The sequence below is a fragment of the bacterium genome, from assembly GCA_020444065.1.
GTDB lineage: Bacteria > Sumerlaeota > Sumerlaeia > SLMS01 > JAHLLQ01 > JAHLLQ01.
The window spans coordinates 22,490-38,505 of record JAHLLQ010000002.1 but is presented as its reverse complement, the minus strand read 5'-3'; the positions used below and the strand labels follow the sequence as shown (position 1 = coordinate 38,505).

Below are 16,016 nucleotides of genomic sequence, written 5' to 3'. Positions count from 1 at the left end.
TGAAGGGGACCTCCTTCAACGTCTATGAAGGACTAAGTGGCGATCCCGCCGCGAAGCCCATCAGGAGTGTTTCGAAGTGTCCTTCCATCTCGTCCGCCGTTCTCTCATCTTCATCTTGCTTTGTCTACCACTTGGAGGCTTCTCGCAGATCCCGCGGGAAGACCTCTGTGTCGAAGCTCGCGATACGATGAAGAAGGCGGCGACGGTCTTTTACGCCAAGGCTTCCAGTCATGGTGGCTACGTCTACTACTACAGTCCGGACTTCACGACCCGCCTTGGAGAAGGCGAAGCCACAAAGGACCAGGCGTGGGTAGAACCGCCGGGAACGCCGATGGTTGGAATGGCTTTCCTGAAGGCCTACGAAGCCACGGGCGATCCATTCTACATGGAGGCGGCGACAGATGCGGCGAGGGCGCTGATCTATGGACAGTTGAAATCCGGCGGTTGGGCGGCAGAGATCGATTTCGATCCGCAAGGAAATCGCTCCGCAGACTATCGCAATGGGAAAGGGCACGGCAAAAACAACACAAGCCTGGACGATGGGGTCACACAATCTGCCCTTCAGTTCATGATGCACATGGACAAGGCCACCGATTTCAAGAACGAGGAAATCCATGAGGCGACGCAATACGCGCTGGATGCCTTTATGAAGGCGCAATTCCCCAACGGGGCCTTCCCCCAGGGATGGGACCAGCCAGTTGCTCAAGACTTGCCGATCGTGCCTGCAGCGTTTCCCGACTACGATTGGCGAACGGAAGGTCGCATCAAGGAGTACTGGGATCTTTACACGTTGAACGATGACGTGGCGGGCTATGCCGCCGATACCCTGATCGATGCCTACCGGATTTGTCAGAATCCGAAGTTTTTGGAGTCCCTTCGCCGGCTGGGGGATTTTCTGATCCTGGCCCAACTGCCCGCCCCGCAGCGGGGTTGGGCCCAGCAGTACAGTTTCGAGATGATCCCCGTCTGGGCACGGAAGTTCGAACCGCCCGCCGTCGCCTCCGATGAAACTCAGGAAGCGATTTCGACGCTGATGGACATCTACGAGGTGACCGGCGATCCGAAGTATCTTCAGCCTATCCCCGCCGCGATCTCCTATCTGCGAGAGTCTCTCCTGCCGGATGGTCAATTGGCCAGATTCTATGAACTGCAGACGAATCGGCCCCTCTACATGGTTCGGGATGGCAAGGGCTACAACCTGACTTATGACGACTCCGACTTGCCCAGCCATTATGGATGGAAGATCACGCCGAAGGTGGATCGCCTGGAGGAAAGGTACAATCGGCTGCTTGCAGGCGCCCCTGAGGAGAAGACGGAGAACTGGGAGACGAGGGCGCGCGAGATTCTGGTTTCGAGTTGGGTGACGACTTACGAGGGACAAGGCTTGAAGGGACAGCCCAAGTTCAAGACGGGTGAGGAGTTCATTTCCAGCCAGGAATTCAGCCGAAGGTTATCGGATCTGAGCGAATTTTTGATGGCAGACTGCCAGGCCGACTGAAGGCCGTATTCGCAGGGACGAAGCGGGATTTGTGCTCCGAATTTGCGTTCTCATTGGATTGACGGCTTTTTCCGCCAATTTCTCGCAACAAGTACTTGACACTGTTGGGTGCCTCCGTGCCCTTTTCGAAACGAGTGTGGTCAAGGTCTGACTTCCACTTGGGATTTTTCTAAGGAGGCATCGCCAACTAGACGAACTTCCCTGCACCGGGCAGCACCTGTTCCATATTCCCCGATCCTGTTCGAAATCTTCCCGCTCCCGAGGAGAGTACCATGCCAGAATTTGTTCTTGAAGACGAGCCCGCAGGGTTCGCGCGAATCAAAGTTGTCGGTGTCGGCGGCGGAGGCTGTAATGCCGTCGATTCTATGTTCGACCTGGGCCTCCAGAACGTCGAATTCTTCGTTATCAACTCCGACTTGCAGGCTCTGAAGCGCAGCAAGTGCCCGAATCGTATCCAGATCGGCGCTGAACTGACGATGGGCCGTGGCTGCGGCGCCGATCCGTCGCTGGGCGAACGTTGTATGGAAGACGCCCGCGAAATGATGATCGAGACGCTGACAGGCGCGGACATCGTGTTCGTGACAGCCGGCCTGGGTGGCGGCACCGGTACGGGCGCCGCTCCCGTGATCGCCCGGATTGCCAAGGAACTTGGCATCCTGACCGTGACCGTCGTAACGCGGCCCTTCAAGTTTGAGGGCCCCCGCCGCACGAAGTCGGCCCTCGAAGGCCTCGAGAAGCTGCGCGACGCCTCCGACACGATGATCGTCATCAACAACGAGCGCCTGCTCGAGGTCGTCGGCCCGAAGGTTCCGATGAAGGATGCCTTCGCGACCGCCGACAAGGTCTTGAGCCAGGCGGTCGCTTCGATCAGCGACCTGGTCACGACACCGGGCCTGATCAACGTCGATTTCAACGACATCCACACGATCATGGGCGGCCGCGGTGGCGCCGTGATGGGCGTTGGCCTTGGCAAGGGCGAGTCCCGCGCCACGGAAGCGGTCAAGAAGGCCACCAACAGCCCGCTGCTGGACAAGGTCGTGATCGACGGCGCCACGGGCGTCCTGATCTGCATCACCGGCGGCCCGGACATGACTCTGGCCGAGGTCAGCGAAGCAACCAACCTGGTTGCCGAAGCGGCCGATCCGGATGCGGAGATCATCTTCGGCGCGGTGATCGACGAGTCGCTTGAAGATTCGATGCGCGTGACGTTGATCGCCACGGGTTTTAGCGATGAGCTCCATCGCCGGCGCGAGTTGGAGCAAGCATTCAAGTCCGCGCCGACTGCCCCGCCGTCTCGCCTGACCAAGCCGGACACGCCGGCTCCGATGGCCGAGATGGAAGAAGAAATCTCCGTCGAGGATGAACTCGACGATAATCCGATCTTTCGGGAAGAATCTCCAAAATCCCGCCCGCGGCGCGTCGAGCCTGAGCGCCCGAAGCAATCCTCCCTTCGTGAGGCCCTGGAAAGCATGATGGAAGAGGATGGCGAGTCCGAGCCCGAGCGTCCGCGTCGGGCGGAGCAGCCTCCGATCCGTGTTGCCCGGCCCCGCGTGAACGGTGGACCGGCTGTCCGGCCGGCGAACCCACAGCACGCCTCCCACGAGCCGCGCGTGAAAGCCCAGCGCCACGACGAGCCGGCACCCAGCGTGCCGCAGTACAGCCCTGTCGGCGAAGAAAAGGCCCAGGAGGACGACTACGATACGCCGGCCTTCCTGCGTCGTCGCCGCAGCCTGTTTGACTGATCCCTGAAGTCACCCACCGCATCTCCTGTCGAATCGCCCCCGGTGCAAGCCGGGGGCGATTCACGTTCGTGGCTGTAGTCAAATAGGGTTTTCTGCTGGACGCGGTCTGGCGTTCAGGGATTCCGTTGAGGAATGAAGATCATCCGTGTCGTGGACAAACTGAGTCATGGCGGCGTGCAGCGAGGCGAGGTCCTCGCGGCGGCCGAACTGGTTGCCCGCGGCCACGAGGTATTGGTCCTGTGCACGGAAGAAGAGGGCGAACTCGCGGCAAAGGTCCGTGAGTCGGGAGCACGCGTGGACGTCTTTCCGATGCGGCACTGGCGCAGTGCGCGAGACATCTGGCGCCTTTCCCGGTTGTTCCGGCGGGAACGGCCCGATGTAGTGCACTCACACAAGTTTCGCCAGAACATCCCCGCGACATTCGCCGCGTGGCTGGCCCGCGTGCCGAAGATCTTCGCCCAGGTTCATTCCATCGACTCCATTCGCGGCCGGGGGAAGGTCCGCGCGGAACGCATCGCCGCGCGACTGCGAACCGGTACGATCGTGGTTTCCGAATCGGTCGCGGCGGATGTACGAAAGGCCCTGGCACCGTGGGAGATCCCGCGCCTTCATCTCATCTACAACGGGATCGAAACGGAACGGTTCGCTTGTCCCGAGCGGAAGGCGACTCGCGCTGCGGTGCGGGAAGAATTCGGCCTGCCGCCAGATAGCCTCCTTCTGTTTGCGGCGGGACGGCTCTCGCGCGTGAAAAACCAGGAGATAATGGTCAAGGCGATGGCTGCGCTGAAGGACGATTTCCCCATGGCGCATCTCCTGATCGCGGGCGAGGGCGATCGGCGGGAGTTGCTGCAGAAGGCGATCGAGCGTCACGGCCTCGAGCAGCGCGTGGTCCTGGCTGGATTGCGCAACGATGTGCCGCGCCTGTTGTGCGGTTCGGATATCTATGTTTTGTCCTCGAATTCGGAGGGATTCTCCTATGCGACGATCGAGGCAATGGCTTCCGGCATCGCGATCGTCCATACGGACGTGGGAGGAGCGCGTGAGGCGCTGCACGAGGAGCGAAACGGCCTGATCGTACCTCCCGGCGATGTGGAGGCGTTCACGGCCGCCTGTCGACGCCTTTTGGAGAATGAGGAACTCCGGCATGCGATGGCCGACAACAATCGCGCGGATGCAGAACGCTTCAGCTTGCGCGCGATGATCGATCGGACGCTGGAGCTTTACAGCGACTGACCAGAGCGGCTTTTCGATTGGTTCCGCTGCTAAATCGCACCGATGATGGATTCTACTGTGGACTGAAAGGTCGCCGAGTGCCCCAAGAAGTCAAACCCCGACCGAAGGAGAAGCTGTTCCGCCGCGATGCGGGACACGTCGCTCGCGTGGCTCTGGGTGTGCTCGCCATTCTGCTCCTGCTGCTGAATCTGGGTGCGTGGGCGATTCTGCGAAATGTGCTTCGTACGCAAGAGCACTTGCTGGAAGAAAGTCTGGAAACAGGAGCGGCGCTGATTGCCGGTGCGATTCCGTACGGCAATCTCTTCATCCTCGAAGCCTCCTTCGATCCCACGGCAGAAACAACGAACATCGAGACGCTCGTCTACTACGCAGGGTTGGATATTCCGTCGGCCAATGCGCTGCAGCGATCGATCGCAGACGTCTCGAAAGGGGCTGAGACTTTCAACGCAGAGGTGCTCTCGCTGGACGGGAAGCTCCTGCTGGATGAATCGGGGTTTCATCTGGATGGTGCAATGGCGGCGGGCGTTGAAGAGGATGCGGACTTGATGGCAAGGGCCGCGACCGGCCAGCGCGTCTCTAATGTCATCAATCGAGAGGATCGAACGAAGCGAACCTACCAGCCTCTGCGTTCAGAGGACGGCACAGTGATCGCGCTGCTGCGCTTGACTTCGGAGCGGCTCAATACGTTCCCCGGTCGTCAGCAGATTCGTCGCCTGACAGTCGCAACGCTGCTGGCAACGGCGCTTATCGTGGCGTTGTGGTTGGCGCTATCTCGCCTGATCAAGCGCGCAGTTCTGGCGGAACGAATGGCCGACCAGAGCGATCGCCTGCGCGCATTGGGCACGGCGACTGCCGGGATTGCTCACGAGATCCGCAATCCGCTCGGGATTATTCAGCTCTCGGTGGAGGAACTGGCCGCCACCATTCACGAGGTGAAGGATCCGGAAGCGCGCCGTCGCCTGGAAGCGTTGTCGAGCGATCTCCAGGAAGAAACGGTTCGCCTGCGCGAGTTGTCGGATCAGTTCCTCGACTTCGGGCGCGAAACGCCGCGCTCTGAGGGTGGTCCACTCGATCTCGCCACCGCCACGGACCAGACAGTGAAACTCTTCCGCAAGGGGCTGCCGCCTCAAGTCGAGATCGAATTGCTGTGTGGCACGGGCGATCTGAGTGTCGTGTTTGGCGAGAATCGCCTGCGCCAGGTGCTGCTGAATGTCCTGCAGAATGCGAGCGATGCGCTGGGCGAGAAAGGCGGACGCATCACCGTGCGAACGCGGCGCGAGAAACGCACTGCTGTCGTCGAGATCGAGGACGACGGCCCCGGCATGGACGCTGCCACACTAGCTCAGGTGTTCGATCCGTTCTTCACAACAAGGCCGGAAGGAACGGGACTGGGTCTTTCACTCAGCCGTTCGCTTGTCGAAGCTGCGGGAGGGAGCTTGAGCGCAGAAAGCTCCAGGGGCGTAGGAACGATCGTTCGCCTCGTGCTGCCACTGCGATAGGAGCGTCTTGAATATCGTCCGCCTGCGAGGGTAGGGATAGTAAATCCTAAAGGAGGCACGATTTGGAAGGCTTGATTGCGCTCGCAATTCTGAATATCCCTGTCTATTTTTTGATCGGGTGGGTCGTCTTCGATGGATGGGGGGATTTCTTCGAATCCATCATCTTCTGGTTGAAGCCCGACTTCTGGTCATTCCTGAGCGGTGAATTGATGGAAGACTGGTGGGCGGAGATGAAGATTCTCTTCTTCCTGCTGCTCTGCGGACTTGTTCTGTTTGGAGAGTACCAGACGTTCGGGAACGCAGTCGGGAATCTCGTGAAGGGCCTGATGTGAGGCCCCTTCTTCCCCCTACTGCCCCAAAACCAACCTGACCGTTTCTGTTCCCGGCTGATTGATCAGTGCCTTGCCGGCGGCAGTTCCTTTGCCGCGCTTGGAGGCTGAAATCGCGAGGGGTTTGCCCTTCGGAACTTCCAGAAACGCGCAACGGCCGTCCGCGGCGGTCACGCCGGGGCTGCTGCGATCAGCCATGCGGACGGTGGCATCGACGACTGGATTGCCAGAACCGTCCACTACGGTGACGAGCACATGAGAGGCGAGTTGCGTGCGCTGGGTCGCCAATGCACCTCGCCCGGAAGATGCCGAACCGAAGAGCGCGGGATAGCTCCCGTCGTGCTGGCGCATCCGAGTCAGCGAGAAGATCGATCCGCCGTTTCCGGTCGAATCGGCGACCCGCCATTCGCGCGAGAGTTCGCTCCAACTATCCAGGTGATTGCCGCCCATGCCCGGGAGGATTCGCATGCCCGAGGCTTCGCCGGCGAAATCCCGCGCCAGTTCGCCAAATACCGGTTTACCGGGAATCCTTGCCTCCGGCCAGTAGATCATCGGACAGACGCCGTCCACCGTTCCCCGACGCAGCCAGCCAAGGGAGTCCTGGTAGAACTGGTGATAGCCGGAGGAGAACTGCTTGTAGCCGGGAAGACGGGTGTTATCGCAGATGCCCCAAACAGCCGCTGTCAAAGGCAGGCCGGGTTTCTCTTCATTGATCTGCGCTTTCAACGTCTCAAGCAGCCGCGTGACCTGGTCGCGCTGCCAGGATTCCCAGTCCAGCTTCTCCGGATTGCCGGCACCTTTGAAGCGTGCCTCCGAAACGTCGTCATGGCTTGTGTCGGCCAGCGGATACCGCACGCGGTCCACGTGGATGCCATCGACATCGTAACGCCGCACGACGTCCATGACGACGCGGCGGATGTAGGCCTGGACCTCAGGGTTGCCAGGCGAGAAGTAGAAATAACGATCAATGTCCTGAAAGTCCGGCGGCTGCCCGTCTGCGCGTTTGATTCCCCAGTCTTTCCGCCCGCCGTTGCCCATCACGACATAGAACGGGTGGATGGGCTTCGTTCCACGGGCAGGCCAGGGCTGATCCTCTTCCCACTGCCATACGGGATAGACATTCATGTAAGCATGCAGGGCAATGCCACGCTTGTGTGCTTCCTCGATCGCGAGCGCCAACGGATCGAATCCAGGGTCTCCGCCGATCAGCGGGGACCACGGTTCGTAGGGCGATGGATAGAGGACGTCGGCCTGGCCGCGAACCTGGAAGAATACGGTGTTGAAACCGTTGCGCGCCAGGATCTCCATCGACTCGATGATGTTGGCGCGGGTGGCAGCGGGGTCGTTCTTCACGGGCCACTCGAAACGCGTCACCCACGCGGCGCGGATTTCTCCGGCGGGGTGAAGGTGCTGGCGGTTGGCTTGTTCCAGGTTCTTGCTCAAGAGCGACGTCTCGCGGACTTGGGCTCGGGGCAGGCGAATGGTCTCGTCGCCGAGGGCGATCTGCACCACGTCGCCATTGACAGCCACGATGCGGCCGTCCAGCACGCGGCCGTTCTTCAGAACGATGGGTGCAGCCAGCACCATGGCCGCCACAATCGGCCAGAGAATCATCAGCAGGAACAGGCGGCGGCGGGAGATCATCAACGCTCAAAACCCCACAGGTCTAGTTCCCGTTTGCGTGGCGGTTTTCAGAGAACACTGTCAAGAAGTTCAGCGGGGGGATTACCCCTTGAGGTGAGGCGCCGGGGCTCCCTAGCTTCTTCGGACGTTTGACTGGGAGTCGCTCGTGCTGCCTGCCGTTGCTCTGCTCATCATTGGTGCCATCATCTGGGTCCTCGGATCTGGATCATTTGGACGCGCTCAGACGCAGGCCTGGATCGATCGGGTGCGCAGCCGCCCCAAGATTTACGAGTGGCTAAATCGCCACCATGGGAAATTCCGCGCATCGGCGCACTACATTGAGTTCGGTGGACTCTTCCTGATCTCGTATTGGTGCTGGGACTCGTGGTTTGGGGACGGAATCCTTGCGTGGCACCCCTGGAGAGCTGTGATTATTGGGGTTATCGCGGCCATTGGGGCCTACATGGATGAAATCCACCAGTTGCGTAGCGGCACCCGTCAATTCCGTCGTGTTGATTTCCTGCACAGTCTTTGCGGCATTTCGATCGCTGCTTGGATCATGTTTTACCAGGCGTGGTTTCGATTTTCTTGAGACCAAAGCCGAACTTGGAGCGTATGCTGGGGGCTCGCACCGCATTGACACTAGTATATTTAGTTCTCAGCGCGGTCGGGCGAGTCATCAGCCGAGTGCCATCCCATCCTGGCCTTGCGCATCGCCCCAGCCTGTTCTAGCCCAGCAATTGCTAGACGCGTGAGAGTACCGGTTCGCCCCACAGGCCGAACCTGAGTTTGAAAGGACTGTTGATTTTTCATGCCTAGTCACCGAGAGCCTGCGATCAATGTCGCGGCTCCTGCCTGGAAGTTCTTCGTTCCCCTGGCGGTGCTGACGATCATCGCGGCCATCTTCTATTGGCCGTTCGCGATCGTTTTCGCCATCCTGGGGCTTTATGTGTTGTATTTCTTCCGCGACCCGCGTCGCCGCGTGCCAAACATCCCGGGCGGAATGGTTTCGCCGGCGGACGGCAAGGTGGTCTCCGTGATCGAGGTGCCCTGCGAGCAGATGCCGGACGGGCGGGCCTTGCGCGTCGCGATCTTCCTGAACATCTTCAACGTTCACATCCAGCGCGCCAGCCATGCCGGCAAGGTGATCGAGGTCATCCGCAAGGAGGGCCGTTACCTGAATGCCATGAACGAGAAGTGCAGCGAGGAAAACGAGCAGTGCACGATCTGGCTGGAGAGCGAAGAGGGTGTGTTCGGCATCCGCCAGATCGCCGGCGCGATCGCTCGCCGGATCGTCTGCGATGTGAAGAAGGGCGATTCGCTGGAGCACGGCGAGCGCTACGGCCTGATCCAGTTCGGTTCGCGGGTGGAGTTGTTCCTGCCTCTGGATGCGACAGTGAAGGTCGAACCCGGCCAGAAGGTGGTCGGCGGCGAGACGTGTCTGGCAGTGCTATTCGAGGAAGACGTCCGCAAGGGGCGCCGTCCAAGCCGCGAGTCCATGGAAGCGAACGAGAAGGTCGCGGCAGTGAGCTGATTCCGATTCTGGAGAAGACTGCGTTCGGATTTTTGAGGGATTTGCCGTTCGTCAGCCCCCGACACCCGTCGTCAATCACGTCATTCCGATGCCCCGGCACGCCCGGGGCGTCTTTTTTCGTTGAGAACCAAGGCGCCGGGACCCAATAACTAGCCTGACCACAGAATTCTGGAGTCCGCCCCGCGATGACGACGTATCCGAAGAAGCTGTTCTACCGCATCAACGAGGTCGCCAACATCATCGGAGTCGAGCCGTACGTGCTGCGGTACTGGGAAACACGCTTTCCGCAGTTGGCTCCGGAGAAGGACGGAAGCGACCAACGGCGCTATCGCCAGAAGGACATCGATGTCCTGCTGCGGATTCGCGAGTTGCTGTACGAGGAGAAGTACACAATCGCCGGTGCCGTGGAGAAGTTGAAGGAAGAGAAATCCAGCGGCCGTGGCGGAACTCGCACCGTAACGCGCCCCAAGAAGTCCCAGAAGGTCCAGGACCTGTTCGACGACGCGGAACCGCCGGACGGCGTCGATTCCGCCACGCCGACTTTCGATGCCAAGGAGACCGGACTCTCCGAGGATCAACTCGATCGCATCCGCCGCGTGCGCGAAGAGCTTGGTCTGCTCAAACGCGAGATCGAAAACTGGCGGGACGAACTGGCCTAAGCTCCCCTACTATTGCAGATGCTCCGGCACGACCTCGTGCTTTGTCAGGTCGCGCGCAGTTTCGCGCCGACGAATGAGGTGTGCCTGTCCGCCGTCGACAAGCACTTCGGCAGGCTTCGGACGTGAGTTGTAGTTGCTGGCCATCACGAACCCATACGCGCCGGCATCCAGCGCGGCCAGCAGATCGCCGGGCCTGGGTGCAATCATCTCGCGCTTCTGAGCCAGGAAGTCGGCGCTCTCGCAGACTGGCCCGACGATGTCCATCAAGGCCGTCTTTCCGCGACGCCGATCGACGTTCAGTATCTCGTGATAGGCCTGGTAGAGCGCCGGGCGAATCAGTTCGGTCATCGCCGCATCGATCACCGCGAACGTGCGATCGTGGCCCGGCTTGATGAATTCAACGCGAGTCAGCAGCGCTCCCGCCGGACCGACGATGGAACGACCGGGCTCGAGGATGAGCTTCAGGTTGTGGCGCTTCACAAGGCCGACGACTTCTCGTGCGACGGCCTTCAGGTCGAGCGCCTTCTGCCCTGGCTCGTACGCGATGCCAAAACCGCCGCCGAAGTTCAGCGTGTGCACTTCGATTCCCTCAGAAGCCAGCCCATTGATGAACTCGTCGAGCACCGCCACGGCATTTCGGTGCGGCTCGGCATCGAGAATCTGAGAGCCGATGTGCGCGTGGAGCCCTTCCAGGCGCAGGTTCGGCAGGTCGCGAATGCGCTGCGCAAGTTGGGCGGCGTCTTCCAGCCAAAGACCGAACTTGTTTTCCTTACGACCGGTGGAGATGAACTTGTGCGTGCGCGCGTCGACGTCCGGGTTCACACGAATGGCAACGGGGGCGATTCGCTTCATGGAGGCGGCGACGTCATTAAGACGCTCCGCTTCGGCGGCGGATTCGAGGTTGAACTCGAGCACGCCGGCCTTCAGAGCCTGCCGCATTTCGGCGACCGTCTTCCCCACGCCTGCAAAGATGATCCTGTCCCCACCAACGCCTGCGCGACGGACGCGATCCAGCTCGCCGCCGGAGACGATGTCGAAACCGGCGCCCTCCGCCGCCAGGAGCCGTAGAATCGCGCCGTTGGTGTTGGCCTTGGTGCTGTAAGCGACGAGCGGCCTGGCCGCGGCGAATGCCTTGGCGATGCGGCGGAAGTTCCGGCGAATGGTTCCCGCCGAGTAGACGAACAGCGGCGTGCCGAATTCGGCGGCGATGTCCGAGAGCGGAACGCCGTCGCAGGCGAGCGCGTTGTCGCGATACTGGAATGGTCTGTCGTTTCGGGGCATGAGGAACTCCTTCGGTCTGGGAGCGAGACCAAAGGGCCTGGCAGGGGCATCTGTCAAGGTGCTGGTCTGTCAGTGGCGGCACCCGCGGCGAATCCTGTCACTTCCACTTGTGGCCCCCCGGATGGCGTGGATAGGGTCCGGCGGATAGAAAATCCGGGGAAAAGAGGAGTATCTCAGCAAGATGACAACTCACAAACCTGAACCGCCAGCGGTGGGAGATGAGCAGTCGTATCATGCTCCCGCGTTGGAGCTTCACAACGAGTTTCCGGTGCCTTCTTTGGAGGAATGGCGCCAAGTCGTTGAGAAGGACTTGAAGGGCGCAGACTTTGACAAAAAGCTGGTCTGGCGCACGCACGAAGGGCTGGCTGTGAAGCCGCTCTATGCGCGGCCGGATCTCGACAGCGTCCAGCACCTTGGCGGCCTGCCGGGACAAGCGCCGTTTACGCGCGGCACGGATGCGCTGCAAAATGTCGCGGAGCCCTGGCTCGTGCGGCAGGATTGCGTGCTGACCGATCCGGCGGACGCGAACGCGACGATCCGTCGCGGGCTGGAGCGCGGCATGACGGCAGTAGGGCTGCGGCCCGACGATGCGGCACGTGCCGGCGTCGATCCCGACGGCAACGATCTCGTTGGGCGCGGCGGTGTTTGCCTGCACACGCTGGCAGATATGCAGACGGCACTGGAAGGCGTCGATCTGGCCGCAGTGCCGGTCGCGATTCGCGCGGGTGCGTCAGCGCCGGCGATGCTGGCAATGCTGGTAGCGCTCGCGGATGCGAAGGGCCTCGACCGCAAGTCACTCTCAGGCGTCGTCGAATGCGATCCGTTGGGCGATCTGGCCCGCGGCGGCAAGAGCCGTGCGGCCCTGGATGCATTGCTCAACGAAGCGCACGCGATGGCGGCCTTTGCCGCAAAGGAATGTCCGAAAGTCCGCACAGTCACCGTGGATGGCAGCACCTACCACAATGCGGGCGCCTCGGCCGTTCAGGAACTGGCTTACGCGATTGCAGCGGGCGCGGAATATCTGCGGGCGCTGACCGAGCGCGGAATAGACGCGAATGCCGCGGCACGTTCGATCGCGTTCAACTTCAGCGTCTCGACGAATCTCTTCATGGAAATCGGCAAGCTGCGCGCGGCGCGTACGGTTTGGGCAAAGATTGTTGCGGCCTTCGGCGCTGATGACGCCGAAGCGCAGAAGATGGTCATGCATGTTCGCACGAGCTGCCACACAAAGACGGTCTTCGATCCGTACACGAACATGCTGCGTACAACGATCGAAGCGTTTGCAGGCGCCGTCGGCGGTTGCCAGTCGATGTTTGTGGCACCGTTCGATGAAGTGCTGGGCAAGCCTGACGAGTTCAGCGCGCGTATCGCTCGCAATCAGCAAATCGTGCTGCGCGAGGAATCGTACCTAAACAAGGCAGTCGATCCGGCGGCCGGTTCTTACTACGTGGAAGCGTTGACGGACTCGATCGCGAAGGCGGCGTGGGATCTATTCCGCGAAGTCGAGAAGACCGGCGGCCTGGCAGCGGCTTTGAAAGCAGGCACGCCTCAAGCCGCGATTCGAGATACCGCTGCGAAGAAGCGCAAGGCGATCACGGGACGACGCGATCCCATCGTCGGCACAAGCAACTATCCGAATCCGACGGAAACGCTGCCGAAGAAGGCGCCGTTGGATGGGGCTGCCGTTGCGGCAAATCGCAAGGCGCACTTCGAGAACTGTCGTGCAGGCCGCGACGAGGAAGCGTTGGCGAAGAAGCTGGCGCAGTTGACCGACGCGGCCCGTGAAGCCAAGCCGGAAGCCGTGGCAATCGCAGCGGAAGCGTTGGCGATGAATGCGACGATCGGCGAAGTTCTGGCCGCGCTGAATGCCGCGGCGAGTGGCGATGCGGAATCAATCGAGAAGCTCGAAGCACATCGCGCAGCAGAGCCGTTTGAAGCTCTTCGCCATCGCGCGAACAGCGCATCGGAACGCCCGCGGGTTCTTCTTGTGCCGATGGGACCGTTGGCAATGCGCAAGGCACGCGCCGGATTCTGCTTCGGCTTCTTCGGTGCGGGCGGTTTCGAAGTCGAGGAAGCGGCTGCTCCGGATTCGACGGACGCAGCCGTGAAGGCGATCCTCGATTCCGGCTCGCGCGTCGCCGTGATTTGCAGCGACGACGCGTCCTATCCGGAAGTCGTTCCGCCGATTGTCGAAAAGGTCAGAGCGGCGAAGAAGGATGTGCTCGTTTACGTAGCCGGCTATCCGAAGGAGAGCGTCGAGGCGCTCGAAGCGGCCGGCGTCGACGGCTTCGTTCACGTGCGCTCCGACGTTGTGGAAACTCTCTCCGCGCTGCAGGATCGGCTCGGACTCGCCTGAAACCTGGAGGATGAAACCAGAAGGGGTTAGCAATACATGAAACCAAACTTTGCAGAGATGCCATACGACCTGGGCGAGTTCGGCGGCGCGTCGATGGAGGATTGGCGCAAGGCCGAAGGTAGCGACCAGACATGGGCAACGCCCGAGAAGATTGACGTGAAGCCGCTCTACACGGCGGCGGACCTGGAAGGCATGCAGCACCTCGACTACCTGTCGGGCATGGCGCCGTTCCTGCGCGGCCCGTACTCCACGATGTACGCGATGCGTCCGTGGACGGTGCGCCAGTACGCGGGATTCTCCACGGCGGAGGAATCGAACGCATTCTATCGTCGCAATCTGGCCGCCGGCCAGCGCGGCCTTTCGATCGCGTTCGATCTGGCAACGCATCGCGGGTACGACAGCGATCATCCTCGCGTTGTCGGCGATGTCGGAAAGGCCGGCGTTGCGATCGACTCGATCCTCGATATGAAGGTCCTGTTCGATCAGATCCCGCTGGATGTCATGTCGGTCTCGATGACGATGAACGGTGCGGTGATTCCGATCATGGCGCTGTACATCGTAGCCGCCGAGGAACAAGGCGTGCCGATGGAGAAGCTGACCGGAACGATTCAGAACGATATTCTGAAGGAGTTCATGGTCCGCAACACGTACATCTATCCGCCGGCACCCTCGATGCGAATCATCAGCGATATCTTCGCGTTCACGTCGAAGAACATGCCGAAGTTCAACTCGATTTCGATCTCCGGCTATCACATGCAGGAGGCCGGTGCGACGGCGGACCTGGAAGTCGCATACACGCTGGCGGACGGTGTCGAGTACATCCGCGCCGGTGTGAACGCGGGGCTCGATGTGGACGCGTTCGTGCCGCGGTTCTCGTTCTTCTGGGCGATCGGCATGAACTACTTCATGGAAGTCGCCAAGATGCGCGCCGCGCGCGTGCTGTGGGCGAAGCTCGTGAAGCAGTTCAACCCGAAGAATGCGAAGTCGATGGCGCTGCGCACGCACAGCCAGACGTCCGGCTGGTCGCTGACCGAACAGGATCCGTTCAATAACGTCGCGCGCACGGCAGTCGAAGCCCTCGCCGCGGCGCTCGGCCACACGCAGTCGCTGCACACGAACTCGCTGGACGAAGCGATCGCGTTGCCGACGGACTTCAGTGCACGCATTGCGCGCAATACGCAGCTCCTGCTGCAGGAAGAAACGAACATCACGCGCGTCGTCGATCCGTGGGCCGGTTCGTACTACGTTGAGTCCCTGACAAAGGGCCTGATGGAACGGGCCTGGTCGCTGATCGATGAGGTCGAACATCTCGGCGGCATGACGAAGGCCATCGAGACGGGACTACCCAAGATGCGTATCGAGGAAGCGGCTGCGCGCAAGCAGGCGCGCATCGATTCCGGCAAGGACACGATCGTCGGTGTGAACAAGTACCGGCTCGATCAGGAAGAACCGCTCGACATTCTGGAAGTCGACAACACGGCGGTACTGAAGTCGCAGCTCGAGCGCTTGCGCAAGCTGCGTGCGGAACGCGACGAAGCCGACGTGAAGGCGGCCCTGGAAGCCGTTACAAGCGCGGCAGAAGGAAGCGGAAACCTGCTCGAAGTCGCCGTCGACGCGGTACGCAAGCGCGCGACCGTGGGTGAAATCTCCGACGCGATGGAGAAGGTGTTCGGACGCTACAGCCCGACGATTCGGTCCATCAGTGGCGTGTACTCCAGCGAGGCGAAAGACATGAGCGAGATGCAGAGCGCCATGGATTTGGCGAAGAAGTTCGAGGCCGCAGAAGGTCGCCGGCCGCGTATGCTGGTCGCAAAGGTTGGCCAGGACGGCCATGATCGCGGCGCGAAAGTCATCGCCACGGCGTTCGCCGACATTGGCTTCGACGTCGACATCGGCCCGCTGTTCCAGACACCGGAAGAAGTCGCGCGCCAGGCGGTTGAAAACGACGTGCATGTCGTGGGCGTGTCGTCACTTGCGGCTGGACACAAGACCCTCGTCCCAGCCGTTATCGAGGAGTTGAAGCAGCTCGATCGCGAAGACATCCTTGTGGTCGTCGGCGGCGTGATCCCGGCTCAGGATTACGATCATCTGTACGAGGCCGGCGCCGTGGGCGTCTTCGGCCCCGGAACGGTGATTCCGAATGCCGCAAAGAAGATTCTCGAACTGATGTTCCAGCAAATCAGCTAAACGAGTTTTCCACCAGAAACACAAAGGGCCGCCGAGCAAACACTCGGCGGCCCTTTCTTATTCAGTGATGTTACA

At 61.1% G+C, this 16,016-nt stretch carries 12 protein-coding genes; 10 read left to right on the top strand and 2 right to left on the bottom strand.

Annotation, left to right across the window (positions count from 1 at the left end; translation table 11 throughout):
- Positions 1 to 76: 76 nt before the first annotated feature.
- From KQI84_04760 to KQI84_04740, 5 genes are all read left to right on the top strand, one after another.
- Positions 77 to 1,498, top strand: coding sequence for a pectate lyase (locus KQI84_04760; protein MCB2154174.1), 1,422 nt, complete (start codon positions 77 to 79; stop codon positions 1,496 to 1,498).
- 272 nt (positions 1,499 to 1,770) lie between these two features.
- Positions 1,771 to 3,240 (top strand): cell division protein FtsZ, encoded by a 1,470-nt coding sequence (gene ftsZ / locus KQI84_04755; GenBank protein MCB2154173.1) that lies wholly within the window; start codon positions 1,771 to 1,773, stop codon positions 3,238 to 3,240.
- 132 nt (positions 3,241 to 3,372) lie between these two features.
- The gene (locus KQI84_04750) at positions 3,373 to 4,473 is read left to right on the top strand and encodes a glycosyltransferase (GenBank protein ID MCB2154172.1); all 1,101 of its coding nucleotides are present in this window, start codon (positions 3,373 to 3,375) and stop codon (positions 4,471 to 4,473) included.
- A 77-nt stretch (positions 4,474 to 4,550) separates the two neighbouring features.
- A complete protein-coding gene (locus KQI84_04745) occupies positions 4,551 to 5,972 on the top strand; it encodes a hypothetical protein (GenBank protein MCB2154171.1) in 1,422 nt (473 codons plus the stop codon).
- Positions 5,973 to 6,034: 62 nt separating this feature from the next.
- Positions 6,035 to 6,304 (top strand): hypothetical protein, encoded by a 270-nt coding sequence (locus KQI84_04740; GenBank protein ID MCB2154170.1) that lies wholly within the window; start codon positions 6,035 to 6,037, stop codon positions 6,302 to 6,304.
- A gap of 15 nt (positions 6,305 to 6,319) precedes the next feature.
- On the opposite strand, the gene KQI84_04735 is transcribed toward KQI84_04740, so the two are convergent.
- On the bottom strand, positions 6,320 to 7,945 hold the full coding sequence (locus KQI84_04735; protein MCB2154169.1) for a family 10 glycosylhydrolase: 1,626 nt from the start codon (positions 7,943 to 7,945) through the stop codon (positions 6,320 to 6,322).
- Between the two features lie 145 nt (positions 7,946 to 8,090).
- Between KQI84_04735 and KQI84_04730 the strand changes: the two genes are divergently transcribed.
- The 3 genes from KQI84_04730 (at position 8,091) to KQI84_04720 (ending at position 10,117) form a co-directional block, all read left to right on the top strand.
- Positions 8,091 to 8,516 (top strand): VanZ family protein, encoded by a 426-nt coding sequence (locus KQI84_04730; protein MCB2154168.1) that lies wholly within the window; start codon positions 8,091 to 8,093, stop codon positions 8,514 to 8,516.
- A 219-nt stretch (positions 8,517 to 8,735) separates the two neighbouring features.
- Entirely contained in the window at positions 8,736 to 9,458 is a 723-nt protein-coding gene (locus tag KQI84_04725) for a phosphatidylserine decarboxylase family protein (GenBank protein ID MCB2154167.1), read from the top strand.
- Positions 9,459 to 9,643: 185 nt separating this feature from the next.
- Positions 9,644 to 10,117, top strand: a complete 474-nt coding sequence (locus tag KQI84_04720; GenBank protein MCB2154166.1) for a MerR family transcriptional regulator — start codon at positions 9,644 to 9,646, stop codon at positions 10,115 to 10,117.
- A 9-nt stretch (positions 10,118 to 10,126) separates the two neighbouring features.
- Here KQI84_04720 and lysA read toward each other — a convergent pair whose 3' ends face one another.
- Positions 10,127 to 11,398: a diaminopimelate decarboxylase gene (lysA, locus tag KQI84_04715; protein MCB2154165.1), complete on the bottom strand. Its 1,272-nt coding sequence runs from the start codon at positions 11,396 to 11,398 to the stop codon at positions 10,127 to 10,129.
- Between the two features lie 181 nt (positions 11,399 to 11,579).
- On the opposite strand from lysA, the gene KQI84_04710 reads away from it, so the two are divergent.
- Positions 11,580 to 13,754, top strand: a complete 2,175-nt coding sequence (locus KQI84_04710; protein MCB2154164.1) for an acyl-CoA mutase large subunit family protein — start codon at positions 11,580 to 11,582, stop codon at positions 13,752 to 13,754.
- Between the two features lie 36 nt (positions 13,755 to 13,790).
- A complete protein-coding gene (scpA, locus tag KQI84_04705) occupies positions 13,791 to 15,941 on the top strand; it encodes a methylmalonyl-CoA mutase (GenBank protein ID MCB2154163.1) in 2,151 nt (716 codons plus the stop codon).
- Positions 15,942 to 16,016: the final 75 nt, after the last annotated feature.

What these genes read in the sequence shown, in the direction of transcription:
- ftsZ (MCB2154173.1), top strand. Translation starts at nt 1,771, where the DNA reads ATGCCAGAATTTGTTCTTGAAGACGAGCCCGCAGGGTTCGCGCGAATC.
- KQI84_04750 (MCB2154172.1), top strand. Translation starts at nt 3,373, where the DNA reads ATGAAGATCATCCGTGTCGTGGACAAACTGAGTCATGGCGGCGTGCAG.
- KQI84_04735 (MCB2154169.1), bottom strand. Translation starts at nt 7,945, where the DNA reads ATGATCTCCCGCCGCCGCCTGTTCCTGCTGATGATTCTCTGGCCGATT.
- KQI84_04725 (MCB2154167.1), top strand. Translation starts at nt 8,736, where the DNA reads ATGCCTAGTCACCGAGAGCCTGCGATCAATGTCGCGGCTCCTGCCTGG.
- KQI84_04720 (MCB2154166.1), top strand. Translation starts at nt 9,644, where the DNA reads ATGACGACGTATCCGAAGAAGCTGTTCTACCGCATCAACGAGGTCGCC.
- lysA (MCB2154165.1), bottom strand. Translation starts at nt 11,398, where the DNA reads ATGCCCCGAAACGACAGACCATTCCAGTATCGCGACAACGCGCTCGCC.
- KQI84_04710 (MCB2154164.1), top strand. Translation starts at nt 11,580, where the DNA reads ATGACAACTCACAAACCTGAACCGCCAGCGGTGGGAGATGAGCAGTCG.
- scpA (MCB2154163.1), top strand. Translation starts at nt 13,791, where the DNA reads ATGAAACCAAACTTTGCAGAGATGCCATACGACCTGGGCGAGTTCGGC.